Origin of the sequence: Pseudarthrobacter sp. CC12 (assembly GCF_039907755.1) — a bacterium.
GTDB lineage: Bacteria > Actinomycetota > Actinomycetes > Actinomycetales > Micrococcaceae > Arthrobacter > Arthrobacter niigatensis.
The window spans coordinates 95,437-114,325 of record NZ_JARDJH010000011.1 but is presented as its reverse complement, the minus strand read 5'-3'; the positions used below and the strand labels follow the sequence as shown (position 1 = coordinate 114,325).

General features: G+C 66.3%; 16 protein-coding genes and 2 tRNA genes. 10 read left to right on the top strand and 8 right to left on the bottom strand.

The window, feature by feature from the left end; genetic code table 11:
- Positions 1–109: 109 nt before the first annotated feature.
- From PV772_RS10585 to pepN, 4 genes are all read right to left on the bottom strand, one after another.
- A complete protein-coding gene (locus PV772_RS10585) occupies positions 110–568 on the bottom strand; it encodes a globin (RefSeq protein WP_347886100.1) in 459 nt (152 codons plus the stop codon).
- A 1-nt stretch (position 569) separates the two neighbouring features.
- The gene (locus tag PV772_RS10580; protein WP_141160209.1) at positions 570–1,253 is read right to left on the bottom strand and encodes a mechanosensitive ion channel domain-containing protein; all 684 of its coding nucleotides are present in this window, start codon (positions 1,251–1,253) and stop codon (positions 570–572) included.
- A 171-nt stretch (positions 1,254–1,424) separates the two neighbouring features.
- A complete protein-coding gene (locus PV772_RS10575; RefSeq protein WP_307356203.1) occupies positions 1,425–1,898 on the bottom strand; it encodes an OsmC family protein in 474 nt (157 codons plus the stop codon).
- A complete protein-coding gene (gene pepN / locus PV772_RS10570; protein ID WP_141160211.1) occupies positions 1,895–4,468 on the bottom strand; it encodes an aminopeptidase N in 2,574 nt (857 codons plus the stop codon). The genes PV772_RS10575 and pepN overlap by 4 nt, the downstream gene beginning before the upstream one ends.
- Positions 4,469–4,641: 173 nt before the next feature.
- On the opposite strand from pepN, the gene PV772_RS10565 reads away from it, so the two are divergent.
- The 3 genes from PV772_RS10565 to PV772_RS10555 all read left to right on the top strand — a co-directional run bounded on the left by PV772_RS10565 (position 4,642) and on the right by PV772_RS10555 (position 7,195).
- A complete protein-coding gene (locus PV772_RS10565; protein WP_141160212.1) occupies positions 4,642–5,655 on the top strand; it encodes a hypothetical protein in 1,014 nt (337 codons plus the stop codon).
- A gap of 86 nt (positions 5,656–5,741) precedes the next feature.
- Positions 5,742–6,236: a ribose-5-phosphate isomerase gene (locus PV772_RS10560; RefSeq protein ID WP_141160213.1), complete on the top strand. Its 495-nt coding sequence runs from the start codon at positions 5,742–5,744 to the stop codon at positions 6,234–6,236.
- Complete coding sequence (locus tag PV772_RS10555) at positions 6,236–7,195, top strand: DNA-formamidopyrimidine glycosylase family protein (protein ID WP_141160214.1); 960 nt, start codon at positions 6,236–6,238, stop codon at positions 7,193–7,195. Before PV772_RS10560 ends, PV772_RS10555 begins: the two co-directional genes overlap by 1 nt.
- Before the next feature lie 46 nt (positions 7,196–7,241).
- Here PV772_RS10555 and PV772_RS10550 read toward each other — a convergent pair.
- A tRNA-Gly gene (locus PV772_RS10550) sits at positions 7,242–7,315 on the bottom strand.
- Positions 7,316–7,446: 131 nt separating this feature from the next.
- Here PV772_RS10550 and PV772_RS10545 point away from each other — a divergent pair.
- From PV772_RS10545 to PV772_RS10520, 6 genes are all read left to right on the top strand, one after another.
- Positions 7,447–7,521: transfer RNA gene (locus tag PV772_RS10545), tRNA-Pro, on the top strand.
- Between the two features lie 78 nt (positions 7,522–7,599).
- The gene (gene tig / locus PV772_RS10540) at positions 7,600–8,991 is read left to right on the top strand and encodes a trigger factor (RefSeq protein ID WP_141160215.1); all 1,392 of its coding nucleotides are present in this window, start codon (positions 7,600–7,602) and stop codon (positions 8,989–8,991) included.
- A 233-nt stretch (positions 8,992–9,224) separates the two neighbouring features.
- Entirely contained in the window at positions 9,225–9,848 is a 624-nt protein-coding gene (locus PV772_RS10535; protein ID WP_018761581.1) for an ATP-dependent Clp protease proteolytic subunit, read from the top strand.
- A gap of 38 nt (positions 9,849–9,886) precedes the next feature.
- Positions 9,887–10,546 (top strand): ATP-dependent Clp protease proteolytic subunit, encoded by a 660-nt coding sequence (locus PV772_RS10530; RefSeq protein WP_018769476.1) that lies wholly within the window; start codon positions 9,887–9,889, stop codon positions 10,544–10,546.
- A gap of 175 nt (positions 10,547–10,721) precedes the next feature.
- A complete protein-coding gene (clpX, locus tag PV772_RS10525) occupies positions 10,722–12,002 on the top strand; it encodes an ATP-dependent Clp protease ATP-binding subunit ClpX (protein WP_141160216.1) in 1,281 nt (426 codons plus the stop codon).
- A gap of 14 nt (positions 12,003–12,016) precedes the next feature.
- The gene (locus PV772_RS10520; protein WP_141160217.1) at positions 12,017–12,631 is read left to right on the top strand and encodes a DsbA family protein; all 615 of its coding nucleotides are present in this window, start codon (positions 12,017–12,019) and stop codon (positions 12,629–12,631) included.
- Positions 12,632–12,975: 344 nt separating this feature from the next.
- Here PV772_RS10520 and valS read toward each other — a convergent pair whose 3' ends face one another.
- On the bottom strand, positions 12,976–15,597 hold the full coding sequence (gene valS / locus PV772_RS10515) for a valine--tRNA ligase (protein WP_347886099.1): 2,622 nt from the start codon (positions 15,595–15,597) through the stop codon (positions 12,976–12,978).
- A 224-nt stretch (positions 15,598–15,821) separates the two neighbouring features.
- Between valS and PV772_RS10510 the strand changes: the two genes are divergently transcribed.
- Entirely contained in the window at positions 15,822–16,580 is a 759-nt protein-coding gene (locus PV772_RS10510) for an SDR family oxidoreductase (RefSeq protein ID WP_347886098.1), read from the top strand.
- Here PV772_RS10510 and PV772_RS10505 read toward each other — a convergent pair.
- Together PV772_RS10505 and PV772_RS10500 are read right to left on the bottom strand one after the other, a co-directional pair.
- Positions 16,577–17,371, bottom strand: a complete 795-nt coding sequence (locus tag PV772_RS10505) for an endonuclease/exonuclease/phosphatase family protein (protein WP_347886097.1) — start codon at positions 17,369–17,371, stop codon at positions 16,577–16,579. The two genes, PV772_RS10510 and PV772_RS10505, sit on opposite strands and share 4 nt — an antisense overlap.
- The gene (locus PV772_RS10500) at positions 17,368–18,447 is read right to left on the bottom strand and encodes an endonuclease/exonuclease/phosphatase family protein (protein ID WP_347886096.1); all 1,080 of its coding nucleotides are present in this window, start codon (positions 18,445–18,447) and stop codon (positions 17,368–17,370) included. The genes PV772_RS10505 and PV772_RS10500 overlap by 4 nt, the downstream gene beginning before the upstream one ends.
- Positions 18,448–18,889: the final 442 nt, after the last annotated feature.

The window sequence follows — 18,889 nt, the reverse complement described above, 5'->3', positions numbered from 1 at the left end:
CTGTGTGTGGTAACCACCAACCTAAGAGGTCTTCACCTATTCACGACGTAACCAACGTCCTGACTCAGTACACCTAGGCCGGACTGCAGGGCGCCTGCCGGACAGGTTCTCAGGAGCCGGAAGGGCTGTTCACCATGGACAGCGCCGCCCGCTCCATGTAGTCCCACAGCGTGGCCTCGTAAAGCGGAGGCAGCTCCAGGGCATCCACGGCGGTGCGCATGTGGAACAACCACCGGTCCTTTGCCTCGGGCGTGACCTTGAAAGGCATGTGCCGCATCCGCAGGCGCGGGTGGCCGCGCTCCTCGCCGTACGTTGTCGGACCGCCCCAGTACTGCTCAAGGAACATCAGGAACCGGCGTTTCGCCGGGGCCAGGTCCTCTTCCGGATACATGGGCCGCAGCACGGGATCGGTGGCCACGCCGTCGTAAAAGACGTCAATGAGCTTTACGAAGGTGCCGTGGCCGCCCACGGCGTCATAGAAGCTGTCGGTGTAGTCCGGCTTGCTGAACGGATCGTTCTGCATCAACTGGGGCCGCTGCCCCGGGCCCGGCTCAATGGGAAGCGACATGCTAGTCCCCGGCTTTCTGGTCAGTCTTCTTGGTCTCAACGTGCGCCGAGCCCTGGTCGGTGGTGCCGTCGTCGGTCTCGTGCAGCGGAACGTAGCGTCCCTGGGACCGGTTGCCCACGCGCAGGATCTCGCCGTTGCGCAGGTACCAGATCGCGCCGTCGTCGGAGCGGACGCGGGTGATCCGCAGCCCCATGGACTCCACAACGCCCACCACTTCGCTGGTTTCAATGACGTCGCCAATTCCGTACTGGTCTTCAATGGTAATGAAGATCCCCGCCAGGAAGTCGCGGATCAGCTGCTGGGCGCCGAAGCCGATGGCTACACCGAGGATGCCCACGCTGGTCAGCAGCGGGGCAATGTTGATGTCCAGGTTCTGCAGCACATACATGCCGGTAATGATCACCACCAGCACGCCCACCACGCTGTTGAGCAGCGAACCGATGGTTTCGGCACGCTGGACGCGGCGTTCGTGGTCGAGGGCCCGGAAGGCCGGGGCAGCCCACTTGAACGTGGGCTTCTTGAAGAAGTTGCTGCCCGACGCCACCCGCCTGGTGATGCGGGAAATGATGAACGTGGCCACGAGCCAGACGGCAACGCCGACGCCGAGGCTGATCACGATGCCCGGCAGGCTCACGCCGCTCGGCTGGCTGGTGGCAGGGGGAAGGATGGACAACATGCTGACCATGGGTGGAAATAGCTCCTTGGGATATTGCTCTGTTCTCTTTCAACCCTAGCGCCGCAGCGTGGAGCAATCCGCATTCCCATCCTCGGCGGAACCGCCTTCCGCTCCCGGGAAATTTCCTGGCACCGGAAGGCCGGCCTGCCGCCGCCACAGGGCAGCGGCAGGCGGGAGGGACTAGGCGGCCACCGTCACCGGCTGGTGCTCCACCGGGAAGTTCACGCTCCGGGCAATAAAGCAGACCTGGTTGGCCTCACGGTGCAGCGAGGCCGCCAGATCCGCCTGCGCCGCGTCGGCCACCGTCACGTGCGGGTTCAGGACCACCCGCTCGAACTGTCCGCTGCCGTCCCGGTTCAGCCGCATCAGCCCGGTGGCCTCGTCCCGGTAGCCAGTGACCACCACCCCGTGCTTCACCGCCACGTGCAGGTAGGACAGCATGTGGCACTGCGCAAGCGCAGCCAGGAGGAGCTGTTCTGGGTTGTAGCGCCCGCGGTCTCCGTGGAAAGTCGGATCCGCCGAACCCTTCAGGACCGGCAGGCCGGGAATGGCGACGTCATGGTCCCGGGAGTAACCCCGGTAGGACGACGTGCCCGCCCCCAGGTTGCCGGTCCACTGGACCGTCAGTGCGTACTGGTGTTCGTGGAGGTTCACTCCGGGCCGCCCGCCGGCAGGACGTCGGCGGCACGGGCACGCAGGGCGCGGGCGACGCCGTCACGGTTTTCCAGCATCATCCGCCGCAGCGCCGCGCTTTCCGCCGGCAATGAGGCCAGGAATCCGTCCGTCCGGTCGATGGTGGCCTGCGTGGTAAGCAGCGCCGGGTAGAGGCCGACGACGATTTGCTGGGCGAGTGCGTGGGTGCGGGTTGCCACGATCCCCGGCACGGCCGCGAAATACTTTTCGGAGTACGGCTCCAGGAGGGAACGGTCCAGCACCCGCATGAAACCGGCCACCGCGGAGCCCTGCAGCGCGTTGGACAGCTCTCCCTTGACCACAATGGCTTCCCAGGCCGCAGCCTTTGCCTCGGGGGTGGGGATGGCAGCCTTGGCCAGGGCGGCTGCGTTCTGCCCGCTGGAGGTGTTGTCCCGCTCCAGTTCGGCGTCGATGCCGTCCTGCCCCATCCGGCCGCCGGCCACCAGCGAAGCCACCAGCTCCCAGCGGAGGTCCTGGTCCACGGCCAGGCCGTCCAGGACCACTGACCCGTCCAGCAGGCCGGACACCCGGTCCAGCTGGGACGCGCTGCGGGCCAGGAGCGCGAAGGACTTGATGAACTGCAACTGGCCGTCGGAGCCGCCCGGAACGGCCGAGGCCAAATCCCACAACCGGTCCACGGCCGCAACGGTGGTGGCTTCGCGGTGTTCCTCGGCCACATAGAAGTTCAGGGTGGTTGCCAGCTGGCGGAGCTGGACCAGAATCACGGAGGAATCCGTTTCCGCTGCGACGTTGGACAGGATCAGGTCCACGTACTGCCGGGCCGGTGTTTCGCCGTCCCGCGCAGCGTCCCACGCGGAGTTCCAGACCAGGGTCCGCGGCAGGCTTTCGGCAAAGTCCTTGAGGTGTGCCGTGGCCGTGGCCAGGGACACCGGATCCAGGCGCACCTTGGCATAGGCAAGGTCGTCGTCGTTGATGAGGATCAGGTCCGGCCGGGCCACGCCCGCAAGCGCCGGGACGTCTGTACGTTCGCCGTCGACGTCAAGCTCCTCGCGGTGCACCCGGGTGAGCTTGCCGGCGTCGTCCAGGTTGTAGAAGCCCACGGCGAGCCGGTGCGGCCGGATGGTGGGCCACTCCGGAACCGCGGACTGCAGGATGGCAAAGGACCGCAGCTTTCCATCGGAGTCCACGTCCAGCTCGGGAGCCAGGGTGTTAACCCCGGCGGTCTCCAGCCACTGCCCGCCCCAGTGGTCCAGGTCGCGGCCACTTGCCTTCTCCAGCTCAACCAGCAGGTCCTGCAGCTCGGTATTGTGCCAGGAGTGCTTGGCGAAGTACTCCCGGACGCCGGCCATGAACTGGTCGGGTCCGACCCAGGCGACCAGCTGCCGGAGCACCGAGGCCCCCTTGGCGTAGGTGATGCCGTCGAAGTTGACCTCCACGTCCTGCAGGTCGTTGATCTCTGCGAAGATCGGGTGCGTGGTGGGCAGCTGGTCCTGGCGGTACGCCCAGGACTTTTCCACGGAGGCAAACGTGGTCCAGGCGCTGGTGAAGGACGTGGCCTCCACCGCGGCCAGGTGTGACATGTACTCGGCGAAGGACTCGTTGAGCCACAAGTCGTTCCACCAGCGCATTGTCACCAGGTCGCCGAACCACATGTGCGCCAGTTCGTGGAGCACGGTAATGGCGCGCCGCTCGATCTGCGCCCCGGTGACCTTGCTGCGGAAAACGTAGCCTTCCAGGATGGTCACCGCACCGGCATTTTCCATCGCACCGGCGTTGAATTCCGGCACGAACAGCTGGTCGTACTTCTCGAACGGGTAGGGGCAGCCGAACTGTTCCTCGAAGAACCCGAAGCCCTGCCGCGTGAGCTCGAAGATGTTGTCTGCGTCCAGGTACTGCATCAGCGACTTCCGTGCGAAGACCCCGAGCGGGATCACGCGGCCATCCGAGCTGGTGACCTCGCTGCGGACGGACTGGTACGGGCCGGCGACCAGGGCAGTGACGTAAGAGGACAGCCGCGGCGTGGGGGCAAACGTCCAGACGGACCGGGCGGCGCCGTCTTCGGCGGCCTGTGCCTGTGCCGGTTCGGGGGTGGGGGAGTTGGACACAACATCCCAGTGGGACGGAGCCGTAACGGTGAAGGCGAACGTCGCCTTCAGGTCGGGCTGCTCGAAGACGGTGAACATCCTGCGGGAATCCGGAACCTCGAACTGGGTGTAGAGGTAGACCTCGTTGTCCACGGGGTCCACGAACCGGTGGAGGCCTTCGCCGGTGTTCATGTAGGGCATGTCCGCCACCACAGTCAGCTCGTTGTGCTCCGCCAGGTCCGCCAGCTGGATCCGCACGCCGTCGGCCACGGTGTCCGGATCAAGGGCGCGGCCGTTGAGGGTCACGCTGTGTACCGTGCGGGTGACGGCGTCAATGAAACTGGACGTTCCGGGAACCGCCGTGAATTTCACGGTGGTGGTGCTGCCAAAGACCTCTCCGCCGCGGGTCAGGTCAAGGCTGACGTCGTAGGACTCGACGGAAATCAGTTCGGCGCGCTCACGGGCTTCGGCGCGCGTCAGGTTCATGCCTGGCAAAGGAGGTCCTCCAAAGAATTTTCGGCTGCCGGCCGGTGGTTCCGGTGCCGGCACTGTGATGCATTCTTCCACCCTTGCCTCCCATGGCAAGTAGCGCAGCCCACAGCGGGGGCGGGGCAGGGCCGGGCGGCGGCCCCGGCAGCCGCGGGGGTAGCGTTGGATGCATGGGAAAGCTGCTGGATTCGGTGGATGCCAGGGCCCTGCGGTTCGCCGTCGGGTTTCCTGTCGTCCTGGCTGCCGCCTTTGTTTACTGCGCGTTCCTGCTGCGCCCGGATCTGCCGGAGCCGCTTGCGGTCCAGTGGACGGACAGCGGCGGCGCCGCCTTCGCGCCCTTCGGCGCCTACGTGGGGGCCGGCGCCGCGGGAATCATCGTGTCCGGGTGGCTGGTCCTGCTCCAGGCCGCGCCGCTAAGCCGGCCCGTCCTGATGCGCAGGATCATGATGGGTGCCGGGCTTTTCCTTAGCTTGTTCATCACCTCCGCGCTCGCCGCAGGCCTGATCGGCCAAACGGGGCTGGCTGACGCCCGGCAGTCGCACGTGGACATGACGGTCCTCGCCCTGGGGAGCGGTGCGGCGGTTTCCCTCGGCGTGACCATGGCCATGGTGTACAAGGCCGACCGGCAGTGGTCCCCTGATGATGACCGCGCGCTCCAGGTCGCCATCGCCAGGGAACTGGACCCGGACCTTGCCCGGGACAGCATCAGGCTCTGGGTCCACGCCCGCAGTTCGGTGTTCGTGATGATCGCCATCGCCTCCCTGTTCCCGGCGGCCCTGATCGCCGTCGTGGTGCCCTGGCTGGGGATCCTCCTGGTGATCCTGGCCCTCCTGGGTGCGGCGTTCCTTTTCGCCCGCGTCCGCGCGGACCGGCGTGGGCTGAAGGTCCTGCTCGCCGGCGTGGTGCCGGTGATGGACGTACCCGCCGGTGCCATTTCCGACGCCAGCGCGGCCGACGTGAGGGCCGCCGATTACGGCGGGTGGGGCTACCGGCACCACGGCGGAACCGCCGCCATGCTCGTCGGCAGCGGGCCCGCCGTCGTCGTCAGCAAGACCGACGGCCAGCGCCTTGCCGTCAGCGGCGGCAGCCAGGCCTCGGCCGCGCGGCTTGCCGAAGTGCTCACCCGGGTGGCGGCCAGGGCCCGTGGCGGTGGTCCGCCGCCACCGGATGTCCGGAACCCCTGACCCCACCGCCGCCCTAGTATCCTTATCGGTGTCGTTCCGGCCCCCACCGGCGGCCTGCCAGCCCCACCAACGAACGGAATCAGCACGTGACCACTACCCCTGCCTTCCCGCGGGTCCACATTGCCACCGACCATGCAGGCATGGAGCTCAGCGCCCACCTGGTGTCCCACCTGACCGGGAAGGGATACGAGGTGGTGGACCACGGGCCCAAGGCTTACGACGCCCAGGACGACTACCCCTCGTTCTGCATCAACGCCGCCCTCGCCGTGGTCGCAGACCAGCAGGCGGGCGTACACGCCCTGGGCATCGTCCTGGGCGGGTCCGGCAACGGCGAGCAGATAGCCGCCAACAAGGTCAAGGGCGTGCGCGCCGCGCTGGCCTGGAACCTCTCCACCGCCACCCTTGCCCGCGAGCACAATGACGCGAATGTCGTGGCGGTGGGCGGACGCCAGCACACGGTGGAGGAAGCCACCGAACTGATCGAGGCGTTCCTGTCCGAACCGTTCAGCAATGACGAACGGCACGTGCGCAGGATCGGCAAGATCGCGGCCTACGAAGCGACCGGCGAGGTCATCGAGTAGTGCCCGAGGGCCATTCCGTCCGCCGGCTCGCCCGCCAGTTCGGGGACGTCTTCACCGGCGAAGTACTTGCTGTCTCCAGTCCCCAGGGCCGGTTCAGCGGGGGAGCGGCGCTGTTGGACGGCCACGCCATGGTCGCCGCAGAGGCGCACGGCAAACACCTGTTCCTGCACTTCGACCACTCGCTGGTGCTGCACGTCCACCTCGGCCTTTACGGGGCCTGGAGCTTCGGCGGCGACAGCACCTTCACCGGCGCGTCAAGCATCGGTGCGCCGCGGCGGGTAGGGGAGCGGGAGGCCTTCACTGACGGGGACGACGACGGCGGCGCCGCCTACGCAGGTCCGCCGGCGCCCGTCGGGGCCGTCCGGGTCCGGCTCGCCGGAAGCCACGGCTGGGCGGACCTGCGCGGAGCCACCACCTGCGAAACCATCACCGCAGCGGAGGCCGACGCGGTCCTGGCGCGGCTGGGACCTGATCCGCTGCGGAACCTTCGCGGCGACGCCGGGCGGTTCGCCGCCAATGTCCGGACCCGGAAGACCCCGCTGGCGGCCCTGCTCATGGACCAGAAGGTGATTGCCGGCGTCGGAAACGTGTACCGCGCCGAAGTCCTGTTCCGCCGCCGCCTCGATCCGCTCCTTCCCGGGGCTGAGTTGCCGGAGGCCGACGCCCGCAGGCTGTGGCGCGACGTCGTTACCGTCATGAACGACGGCGTCGCCGATGGGCGGATCATCACCACCCCGCCGAAATACTGGACGCTCAACGGCACCACGGCGGCCAAGGCGGCCGCGGCAGGGGAACCGGTGCCGGCCAGGAGCGCGCACTTCCCGCACCGTGACGACGTCCATTTCGTGTACAAACGGCACGGTCTGCCCTGCCGGGTATGCCGCACCATCGTGCTCATGGCCGACCTCGCCGGGCGGAACCTCTACTGGTGCCCCTACTGCCAGCAGCCGCAGGCCTAGGGGCAAACGCACAAAAGGACCCCTCAACCGAGGGGTCCTTTTGCCATGGAGGGGACGACGGGAATCGAACCCGCGTAATCAGTTTGGAAGACTGAGGCTTTACCATTAAGCTACGTCCCCGAAGGAAGATCCGTTTTTCGCGGAAACTCCGGGCTGGCTGTCCAAGCCGGATACAACTAAACCTAATCCATGGCCTACGTGTCAAATGTGCATTCGCGACGCGTATCACCGTAGACTTGCCTGTGCACTTACGGGGTGTAGCTCAGCTTGGCTAGAGCGCCTGCTTTGGGAGCAGGAAGTCGCAGGTTCAAATCCTGTCACCCCGACTCTGCGGCCAGGACCAGCCGGCCTGGACACACATTGCGTTGCAGAAACCCATCCCACAACCCAGGAGTACTTAGACCGTGAAGAGCGCTGTCGAGAACCTCACCCCCACGCGGGTCAAGCTCAATGTTGAGGTCCCCTTTGAGGAACTGAAGCCCAGCATCGACTCGGCCTACAAGACCGTCGCGTCGCAGATCCAGGTTCCCGGGTTCCGCAAGGGCAAGGTTCCCGCCAAGCTCATCGACCAGCGCGTCGGCCGTGGCTACGTCCTGGAGACCGCTATCAATGACGGCCTCAACGGCTGGTACCAGGCTGCCGTGCAGGAATCCGGCATCCGCCCGCTGAGCCGGCCCGAGGTGGAAATCACCGAGGTTCCCGACCCCACCGCCACCGACGGTGGCCTGAAGTTCGCCGCCGAGGTCGACGTCCGCCCCGAGATCGAACTCCCGGACTACGCCGGCCTCGAGGTCCAGGTTGCCGCTGCGGAATCCTCCGACGCCGACGTGGACAAGGCCCTGGACGAACTGCGCGGCCGCTTCGGCACCCTGAAGTCCGTTGACCGCCCCGCTGCCGACGGCGACTTCCTCACCATCGACATCACCGCCACGATCGACGGCGAAGAGGTCGACTCCGCGGCCGGCCTGTCCTACCAGGTAGGCGCCGGCACCATGCTCGAGGGCATGGACGAAGCCGTAACCGGCCTCAGCGCCGACGAAGACGCCATCTTCGACACCACCCTGGTGGGCGGCGACCACGCCGGCGAAGCCGCCCAGGTCAAGGTAGTGGTCAAGGCCGTCAAGGAACGCGAACTGCCTGAGGCGAACGATGACTTCGCCCAGCTGGCCTCCGAGTTCGACACCCTCGCCGAACTGCGCGAAGACCTGGCAAAGCAGGCCGCCGAGTCCAAGATCGTTGAGCAAGGTGTTGAAGCCCGCGACAAGGTCCTGGACAAGCTGGTTGAACTCGTAGAGGTTCCCGTTCCGGACTCCGTCGTCGAAGAGCAGCTCGAAGCCCACTTCCAGGAGGGCAACGGCCACGGTGACGGCGAGCACGACACCGAAGAGCACCGCGAAGAGGTCCGCGCCAACACGGCCCGCGCCTTCCAGAACGAAATCATCCTCGACGCCATCGCGGAGAAGGAAGAAGTCAACGTCAGCCAGAGCGAGCTGATCGACTACATCGTCACCACCGCCAGCCAGTACGGCATGGACCCCAACCAGTTCGCCCAGATCATCGACCAGAGCGGCCAGGTCCCCATGATGGTTTCCGAGGTGCGCCGCCGCAAGGCACTGGCCGTCGTCCTGGGCCAGGCCACCGTGACCGACACCGAGGGCAACACCGTTGACCTCAGCGACTTCGTCCGCCCCGCCGGTGAAGAGGCTCCCGCCGCCGACGCCGAGGGTGTTGAGGCCGAGGCTGCCGAGGCAGAGGTTGTCGAAGCCGAGGACACTACGGCTGACGCCAAGGCGTAGTCCTTCCTGACCCGCAGCAACGGCCCCCGGATCCCTTCGATCCGGGGGCCGTTCGCGTTCTGCGGGAAGCAGCCCGCTGCCGGTTCGGTGATCGTGCGCCGTCAGCGAACAGCCGTCGGTGCGCGAACAAAACACCCGTGAAACCGGTTAGTGTCCAAGTAGTGATTTTCAGTGATGTCACCGTCACCAGTGAGAGGTAAGTAAACATGTCACAGCACTCAGAGGCCCCCCGGATGGCGACCGTCGATCCTGCAGCCCAGGACAACTACATTTACAACCGCCTCCTCAAGGAGCGGATCATCTGGCTGGGCTCGGAGGTGCGTGATGACAACGCCAACGCGATCTGCTCGCAGCTGCTCCTGCTCTCGGCCGAAAACCCGGAAAAGGACATCTACCTCTACATCAACTCTCCCGGCGGCTCCGTCACTGCAGGCATGGCCATCTACGACACCATGCAGTTCATCCCGAACGACGTCGTGACCGTCGCCACCGGCCTGGCCGCATCCATGGGACAGTTCCTGCTCTCCTCCGGCACCAAGGGCAAGCGCTACGCCACGCCCAACGCCCGCGTGCTGATGCACCAGCCGTCCGGTGGCATCGGCGGCACCGCTTCCGATATCAAGATCCAGGCCGAGCTCATCCTGCACATGAAGAAGGTCATGGCGGAACTCACCGCCGAGCAGACCGGCCAGACCGTTGAAACCATCCTCAAGGACAACGACCGCGACAAGTGGTTCACAGCCACCGAAGCCCTCGAATACGGTTTCTTCGACAAGATCGCCGCGCACGCCGGCTCCGTCTCAGGCGGCGGCGGAACGTCCAACGGTTCCTCCGGCGAATCAGCCTCCCAGAACTAACCGGCATCCAGAACCCCTTTCGATCAGGAGCAAACACAATGAACTACAACTTCGGGTGGTCAGCCGGTAATCTTCCGTCCAGCCGCTACGTCCTGCCGCAGTTCGAGGAACGCACCCCCTACGGCTTCAAGCGCCAGGACCCCTACACCAAGCTCTTCGAGGACCGCATCATCTTCCTCGGCGTGCAGGTGGACGACGCTTCCGCTGACGACATCATGGCCCAGCTGCTGGTCCTGGAGTCCACGGACCCCGACCGCGACATCACCCTCTACATCAACTCGCCGGGCGGCTCCTTCACGGCCATGACGGCGATCTACGACACCATGCAGTACATCCGCCCCGAGATCCAGACCGTCTGCCTCGGCCAGGCCGCCAGCGCGGCCGCCGTCCTGCTCGCTGCGGGCACGCCCGGCAAGCGGCTGGCGCTGCCTAACGCCCGCGTCCTCATCCACCAGCCCGCATTGTCCGGCGGCCAGGGCGGACAGGCCTCCGACCTGGAGATCCAGGCCGCAGAGGTCATGCGCATGCGCTCCTGGCTGGAGGACACCCTGGCCCACCACTCCGGACGCACGTCGGAGCAGGTCAACAACGACATCGAGCGCGACAAGATCCTTACCGCCGAAGAAGCCCAGGCATACGGCCTCATCGACCAGGTTCTTGACTCCCGCAAGATCAAGCCCCAGGCAATCACGAGGTAGCAGTACCGGAAGCCGGTGCGGTCCAGTTCATTTGGCCGCACCGGCCTTTTCATTCCACCCTTGGGGCCCAATGTGACCTAGAGTGGATGTTGTCACAAACCGGGCCGTGCAGCCCGGGAGAGATTTCAGCAATGGTGCAAGGCTGCCAGGCAGCAGGATACTAAGGGGTTCACATATGGCTCGGATTGGCGAGAGCACGGATCTGCTGAAGTGCTCTTTCTGCGGAAAGAGCCAGAAGCAGGTGCGCAAGCTGATTGCCGGCCCCGGTGTCTACATCTGCGATGAATGCATCGAGTTGTGCAACGAAATCATTGAGGAAGAGCTCGCGGAGGTCGCCGACCTCGGCAGCTTCGAGCTTCCCAAACCGCGCGAAATCTTCGACTTCCTGCAGGAATACGTCATCGGCCAGGAGCCCGCCAAGCGGTCCCTCGCCGTCGCGGTGTACAACCACTACAAGCGCATCCAGGCCGGCCACGCGCCCAAGTCCGGGAACCTCGGGGACGGCGCCCACCACGACGACGTCGAGATCGCCAAGTCGAACATCCTCCTCATTGGTCCCACCGGCTGCGGCAAGACCTACCTTGCGCAGACCCTCGCCCGCCGGCTGAACGTCCCGTTCGCCGTCGCCGACGCCACTGCCCTGACCGAGGCCGGATACGTGGGCGAAGACGTGGAGAACATCCTCCTCAAGCTCATCCAGGCCGCTGACTACGACGTCAAGAAGGCCGAACAGGGCATCATCTACATCGACGAGATCGATAAGATCTCCCGCAAGAGCGAGAACCCGTCCATCACCCGCGACGTGTCCGGCGAGGGCGTGCAGCAGGCCCTCCTGAAGATCCTCGAAGGTACGGTCGCATCCGTGCCTCCGCAGGGCGGACGGAAGCACCCGCACCAGGAATTCATCCAGATCGACACCACCAACGTCCTGTTCATCGTCGCCGGCGCTTTTGCCGGCCTGGAAGAGATCATTGGCTCCCGCTCCGGCCGCAAGGGCATCGGTTTCGGCGCTCCACTGAACGAGGCCAGCAAGAAGGTGGACTCCTACGGTGAAGTCATGCCGGAGGACCTGCTGAAGTTCGGCCTGATCCCCGAATTCATCGGCCGGCTCCCCGTCATCACCACCGTGTCCAACCTGGACCGCGATGCCCTGATCCAAATCCTTTCCACACCCAAGAACGCCCTGGTGAAGCAGTACCAGAAGATGTTCCAGATCGACGGCGTGGAGCTGGTGTTCGACGACACCGCCCTGGATGCCATTGCCGACCAGGCCCTGGAACGGGGCACCGGCGCCCGCGGCCTGCGCGCGATCCTGGAGGAAGTCCTGCTTCCCGTGATGTTCGATCTTCCCAGCCGCGAGGACGTGGCCAGCGTGGTGATCACCGAGGACGTAGTCCTGCGCGGGGCCGAACCCACCATGATTCCGCACGTGGCCAAGCGCCGTAAGTCTGCCTGACCGAGAGGACCTCCGTGACTGTACCCGCCAAGAACAAAGCCGATTTCTGGTTCGACCCCCTCTGCCCGTTCGCATGGGTGACCTCCCGCTGGATCGGGGAAGTGGAAACCGTGCGGGACATCGAGACCGAGTGGCACGTCATGAGCCTGGCAGTCCTGAACGAGGGACGGGACCTGGACCCCGGCTACCGTGAATCCATGGACAACGCCTGGGGCATGGTCCGGGTGATCATCGCCGCCCGTGAAGAGCATGGACCGCAGGTCATCAAGCCGCTCTACGATGCCATGGGCACGCTGATCCACAACCAGGGTGAAAAAGACCGCACCGAGGTCATCACCAAAGCCCTTGCGGAGTGCGGGCTCCCCGCCTCCCTGGCCGATGCCGCCACCTCCGACGCGTACGACCAGAAGCTCCGGGCCAGCCACGAGGAAGGTATCTCGCTGGTGGGCCAGGACGTTGGCACCCCGGTGGTCGCCTTCAATGGCACCGCGTTCTTCGGCCCGGTGCTGACGCGTATCCCCCGCGGTGAGGAAGCCGGCAGGATCTGGGACGCCACCACGGCCATCGCTGCCTACCCGCACTTCTTCGAGTTGAAGCGCAGCCGCACCGAGAGCCCGGAATTCGACTGAACGCCGGGCACTGACACGCTGGGAGGGCCCCGGGAAAACTACCTGAATGTAGTTATCCCGGGGCCCTTGCACGTGGTCCGGCGCAGGAGAACAATAGTTCCTACCACTTCGAAAGAAGGGGACGCAGGAACCAAAGATTCAGAGATTTGTCAGTTAACGCAGCCATCGGCAAAGTTAAATGCAAGCTACCAGTGACGGGGTAGTAAGACCTGAAGATCAGCGGATCCTGCCAGACCATCAGAGCACGTCACCGGATGGCCGAAAAGTCGAAGCCCCACCAACGGCAAAACGCTGATGGGGCTTCCCCTTTGCCTCGAAAAGGCTGACCTGGCTATGGTCCGGCGTCAGGCCTTGGCCGGCTCGTCGCTGGGTGCCAAAGCAACGTCGGAGACTGTGAGGTCGCCGCTGCCCACCGCCAGGGTGATCTCCCGGGCGTTGGACGCAGCCTTCAAATCAGCCAGCCCGGCCTGCAGCTGCGCTGTCAGCGCTTCCGGCGCAGTGATCGTGGCGGACAGCACCTCGGTGCGCTGCTTGACCTTGGCCTCGGACTTGGCCTTGCGGACACCGCTGAGTGCCACCCCCACCGTTGCCAGCATGGTGGTGTCGCCGTCCGGGATCTCCAGTGCAGCCGGCCATTCGGCCCGGTGCACGGACCCGTTTCGCCACCAGCTCCACACTTCCTCCGTGGCGAACGGCAGGAACGGGGCGAACAGCCGCAGCAGGGTGTCCAGTGTGGTGGCCAGGGCGGCGAGAACCGAGGCCTGCTCGGGATCTCCCGCAGCTCCGTAGGCGCGGTCCTTGATCAGCTCCACGTAGTCATCCGTGAACTGCCAGAAGAACGACTCCGTGAGCTGCAGCGCCCGGGCGTAGTCATAGTTGTCGAATGCCTTGGTGGACTGGGCCACGACGTCGGCCAGCTGGGCCAGGAGCGCACGGTCCAGGGGGTTCGTCAGCACGGCGAGATCGCCCGAAAGCACCGAGTTCTCGGTGGCGCCCAGGTTCAGGACGAACTTGGAGGCGTTCAGGAGCTTGATGGCGAGCCTGCGGCCGATTTTCATCTGCGCGATCTCGTATGCGGTGTCTGCGCCCAGCCGTGCAGAGGCGGCCCAGTAGCGGACGGCGTCGGAGCCGTACTCGTTCAGGACGTCCGTGGGGACCACCACGTTGCCCTTGGACTTGGACATCTTCTTGCGGTCCGGGTCCAGGATCCAGCCGGAGATGGCGGCGTGCTTCCAGGGGGCACAGTCCTGCAGGGAGTCCGCGCGGACCACCGAGGAGAACAGCCAGGTGCGGATGATGTCGTGGCCCTGGGGGCGCAGGTCGAACGGATAGACCTTGGCGAACAGGTCCTCGTCCCGGCTCCAGCCACCCACGATCTGCGGGGTCAGGGAGGACGTCGCCCAGGTGTCCAGGACGTCGGCGTCGCCGGTGAAGCCGTTGGGCTGGTCGCGCTGTGCCTCGTCGAAGCCCGGGGCGGCGTCGGCGGCAGGGTCGACGGGCAGGAGCTCGTCGGAGGGCAGGATGGGGTTGTCGTAGTCCGGGTTTCCCTGCGCGTCGAGCGGGTACCAGACGGGAATGGGCACGCCGAAGAACCGCTGGCGGGAGACCAGCCAGTCACCGTTCAGGCCGGCGATCCAGTTTTCATAGCGGGAACGCATGAACGACGGGTGGAAGTCGATGTCCTTGCCCCGGCCAATGAGGCGTTCGCGGCGGTCCTCGTCACGGCCGCCGTTGCGGATGTACCACTGGCGGGACGTAACCACTTCCAGGGGCTTGTCGCCCTTTTCGAAGAAGTTCACCGGATGCGTGATCTTCTTGGGCTCACCGTCCAGCAGGCCGGCTTCCTTGAGCAGTTCCACCACGGCTTCCTTGGCGGAAAAAGCAGTCTTCCCGGCGATGGCGGCGTACGCCTCCTTGCCGGCCCCGCTGGTGATCCACTCTGGCGTTTCGGCGATGATGCGGCCGTCGCGGCCCATGATGGCACGGGTGGGAAGCTGCAGTTCGCGCCACCAGGTGACGTCGGTCAGATCACCGAAGGTGCAGACCATGGCGATGCCGGAGCCCTTGTCCGCCTTTGCCAGGGGGTGGGCCTTGACCTCGAGTTCAACATCGAACAGCGGGGACTTCACGGTCTTGCCGAACAGCGGCTGGTACCGCTCGTCGTCGGGGTTCGCCACCAGTGCGGCACACGCCGCCAGCAGCTCCGGACGGGTGGTCTCAATGAAGACCTTGTCCCCGTCTTCGGTGAAGAAAGGGTAGCGGTAGTAGGCCCCGGCGACTTCGCGGTCCTCAAGCTCGGCCTGCGCCACGGCCGTGCGGAAGGTGACGTCCCACAGTGTGGGAGCTTCGGCCATGTAGGCGTCCCCGGCGGCCAGGTTGGCCAGGAAGGCGCGCTGGGACACTGCGCGGGAAGTGTCATCGATGGTGCGGTAGGTCAGGTCCCAGTCCACGGACAGGCCCAGGGTCTGGAACAGGTTTTCGAAGACCTTCTCGTCCTCAACGGCCAGTTCTTCGCACAGTTCGATGAAGTTCTGCCGGGACACGACGTCGAAATCGCGCTGGTTCTTGGCCGGCTGCGCGGGCGGCTGGTAGTCGGCGTTGTACGGGATGGCCGGATCGCAGCGGACACCGTAGTAGTTCTGGACCCGGCGTTCGGTGGGCAGGCCGTTGTCATCCCAGCCCATGGGGTAGAAGACGTTTCTGCCGGTCATGCGCATGTAGCGTGCCTGGACGTCAGTCTGGGTGAAGGAGAACATGTGCCCCACATGCAGCGATCCCGACGCGGTGGGCGGGGGAGTGTCGATCGAGTAGACCTGCTCCCGGGTGGTGTCGGGGTTGAACTTGTAGGTTCCTTCGGACAGCCAGCGCCGGGTGAGCGCGGCTTCGAGGCCTTCGAGGGCCGGCTTGTCCGGAACATTGATGGGGGCGGTGGTGGGCGTGTCTGTACCCTGCGTGTCTTCAGCCATTGGGCAATTCTTTCATGCTGGCTCCATCCCACCCAACCCGTCACCCCGGCGGACGACGACGACGGCTTCCGGGTGCTGGTGGACCGGCCCGGGCCGCGGGGGATGGCCAGGGAAAACGCCGCCGTCGACCTGCGCCCGCCGGTGATACTGACGCCAACCACCCGCGGGTCCTGCTTGATTACCTCCTGGGACGGCCCGGCGGCTGATCCCGCTAGGGTGGTGCCATGACTGAGGACTTGCAGAAAAAGGCAGCATTGGTGACCGGCGCGAGCAGCGGAATCGGAGAGGCAACGGTGCGTGCGCTTCGCGCCGGCGGGTGGACGGTCTTCGCGGTGGCACGCCGGGCGGAGCGGCTGGCGGCACTGGAAAGGGAGACAGGCGCCGTCGCTGTTCCCGCTGACATCGCAGAGGACGACGACGTGTCCCGGCTCCTCGCCCAGGTCACCGAAGCAGGCGGCATTGACACGCTGATCAACATCGCCGGTGGTGCCAGGGGTGCCGACAAGGTGGGCGATGCCAACACCGCCGACTGGGAGTGGATGTACCGGGTCAACGTCCTGGGAACCCTCAAGCTCACCCGCGCGTTCCTTCCGATGCTGCGGTCCACCGGTGAGGGCACCGTCCTGAACCTCACCTCCACCGCGGGATTGGACGCCTACGAAGGCGGGGGCGGCTACAACGCTGCCAAGTTCGGGCAGCACGCCATGACCAACGCCCTCCGGCTGGAAGAGGCTGAGCACAATGTGCGGGTCATCGAGGTGGCGCCGGGGCTGGTGCAGACCGAGGAGTTCGCCCTCAACCGGCTCGGGAATGCGCAGTCCGCAGAAAAGGTCTACCAGGGCGTGGAGAAGCCGCTTACCGCAGAAGACGTGGCCGACGTCGTCCGTTACGCCGTCAGCGCCCCACACCACGTCAACCTTGACCAGATCGTCGTCCGGCCAGTGGCGCAGGCAGCCACGCACAAGCTGATCCGGAAGGGCTAGGGGACCTGGACGTGCAGGGTGGCCACCACGGCGGCGTGGTCCGTCCCAGCGATCGGGTGGACCGAGTAGCCGGAGCCGGTGCCGGCCCCGGCCACTGTGGCCAGTTCCTTGCGCCACTGGTTCACGGCGCTGCCCACCGGCGCCAGGGTGTGCACGGCCACGACACGAAGGGTTGCACCCCCGCCACCGCCCAGGTCGAGCCGGACAACCGGCATGCTGAACCGGGTGTCCGGAAGCACCCCGGCGTCCTCGAGCATGGACGACGAGTAGACCGCAGTTCCCCCGGCGCCTTCCCTGGCGTGGGCAATCCGGTGCGGAAGCAGTGCGTCCAGCCCCGCCGCCGTCAGCTTCAGCGAGAGCTGGGGCGTGTACTCCTGCACTGCCAGCAGGCCCACGCGCCGTTCACGGACCAGGTCCACGATCCCCCCTGCGTCCGCGCCGCCCAGTTCCGCGTTGATGCTCATGGCCACCAGGGTGACCGGCCGTCCGGCCGCCTCGGCGGTGGGCCCGCGGACATCCAGTGGAAGCAGCCAGAAGGCCTGACAGCCCATCAGCGATGCAGCCAGGACCCGCTGCCACCGGCTACGCCCCAGTAATGCGAGGAGCAAGGCTGCCGCGGCAGGCGCGGCAACCCAGGGCATGAACGCCACCAGCTGCACCCCCAGGACGGGCCATTCCACCGGTATGGCGCGGACGGCCGACACTGCAGCAACCGGCAACGCGACCGGTACGAACAGCCACCGGCACACGGTGGCCGCCCTCATCCGGCGCGGGACAGGGGCGCGGTTCAAGGCCAGGTGTCCAGTATGCCGACGACGGCGGCGTGGTCCGTCCCGGGGAATCCGACGGTGCTGAACCCCGCCACCCTGATGCCGCGGCTCACAAGGATGTGGTCGATCGCAGTAAAGGCGGGGACCGGCGCATTCATGGGCCAGGTGGGGACCAGGCCCATCCCTACGGTCCCGGCGGCATCGGTAAGGCCGGTGGTGAGCAGGTTCCGGAACTCCGCATGGTCCTGCCCGGCGTTGAAGTCGCCCAGCAGGACTGAGCTCCCGTCCGCCGGTAGTCCCTGCTGCAGGCCTGCCAGCTGGTCGAGTTCCGCCCGCCAGGATGGCGTATGTCCAGGGCGGGGGGAGTCAACGTGCACCGAGGTCAGCCGGATGCCGCCGGCGGTGCCCGGGACATCGGCGACGGCGCGGGTCTGGTAGAAGGAGGTACCGGGCACCCGCGGCATCGGCACGAGTGGATAGCGGGAGAAGATGGCGTTGCCGGTGCCGGCTCCGTCAACATCGATGACCCGGTACGGAAAGTCCACGCCAATTCCTGCCGCCTCAAGGCTTGCCAGGCCTTCAAGTGCCAGTTCAGGAAGGGCGAGAATGTCCACGTCCCGTGCCCGGGCCTGCCCCAGCAGGACGGTGGGATCCACGCCCGTGGATCCCAGGTTCAATGCCATCACGGTCAGTGGGTGGACACCGGCATGGCTTGCGGCCGCACCGGCGCGGGCCGGCCGCTCAAAGAGTGTGCCCGGGGCCGCGGACGCGGGGACGATGCGCGGCGCCACCATCGACAGCTGGCCTAACAGGAGACAGGTGGCCAGCACGGCCAGCACAATCCGCGCACCCCGGAGTTCCAGGGCAACGGCGGCCAGTGCGGCTGCCGCCGCGGCAAGGGACGCGAACAAACTGGCGGGGAACAGGGACAGCAACTGGACCCACGGAGTGCCGGACCCGCCGCCGGCAAGGCGCACGATGGTCAGTCCTGCTGCGGGCAGCCACAGGACGGCCGCGATTGACCAGCAGGCCCACGAACCCGCCCGGCGCAAAAGGCTGGGCCGCATGCCCGGCACGGATGGCTGCACCGCTTGCATCTGTCCATTATTCGCGGCCCGGTCCGGGCCGGACAGCGGTCGCTGCCCGTAACTGCCTCCCTAATTCCGCACCCCGTCACCACCAGTTCCCTGCACCGGTTCCCCGGGAGGCACCGGGTCCCGGAGCCTCCGGACCGGGAACGGGATGCGGCGCGACGGGCCGGAATGGCACAGGACGCCATGGCGATAGTAGAATCTAGGTTGGCGATGACCCGGCAATCACCGGCGAGCTTCCGGAAGAACACGCGGCCCAGGTAAAGGGTGGCCGCGCCAGTAGAACCGGACGGGTAAGCCCGTCACAGCAGTAATGAGAGGCCGGGGCAGCGCGTGTTCCTTGCGGAAGACACGCGGCGCCGGTAAGTGAGGTGGTACCGCGGTGGGCGTGAAGTCTTTCAAAGACGGCACGGCAGCCGTCCTCGCATCCTGAACGGAACATCCGGTC

Bases quoted from the DNA above. Each gene is read 5' to 3' on its own strand.
- PV772_RS10565 (WP_141160212.1), top strand. From the start codon at position 4,642: ATGGGAAAGCTGCTGGATTCGGTGGATGCCAGGGCCCTGCGGTTCGCC.
- clpX (WP_141160216.1), top strand. From the start codon at position 10,722: ATGGCTCGGATTGGCGAGAGCACGGATCTGCTGAAGTGCTCTTTCTGC.
- PV772_RS10580 (WP_141160209.1), bottom strand. From the start codon at position 1,253: ATGGTCAGCATGTTGTCCATCCTTCCCCCTGCCACCAGCCAGCCGAGC.
- valS (WP_347886099.1), bottom strand. From the start codon at position 15,597: ATGGCTGAAGACACGCAGGGTACAGACACGCCCACCACCGCCCCCATC.
- PV772_RS10530 (WP_018769476.1), top strand. From the start codon at position 9,887: ATGAACTACAACTTCGGGTGGTCAGCCGGTAATCTTCCGTCCAGCCGC.
- PV772_RS10535 (WP_018761581.1), top strand. From the start codon at position 9,225: ATGGCGACCGTCGATCCTGCAGCCCAGGACAACTACATTTACAACCGC.
- PV772_RS10510 (WP_347886098.1), top strand. From the start codon at position 15,822: ATGACTGAGGACTTGCAGAAAAAGGCAGCATTGGTGACCGGCGCGAGC.
- PV772_RS10500 (WP_347886096.1), bottom strand. From the start codon at position 18,447: ATGCAAGCGGTGCAGCCATCCGTGCCGGGCATGCGGCCCAGCCTTTTG.
- pepN (WP_141160211.1), bottom strand. From the start codon at position 4,468: ATGAACCTGACGCGCGCCGAAGCCCGTGAGCGCGCCGAACTGATTTCC.
- PV772_RS10585 (WP_347886100.1), bottom strand. From the start codon at position 568: ATGTCGCTTCCCATTGAGCCGGGCCCGGGGCAGCGGCCCCAGTTGATG.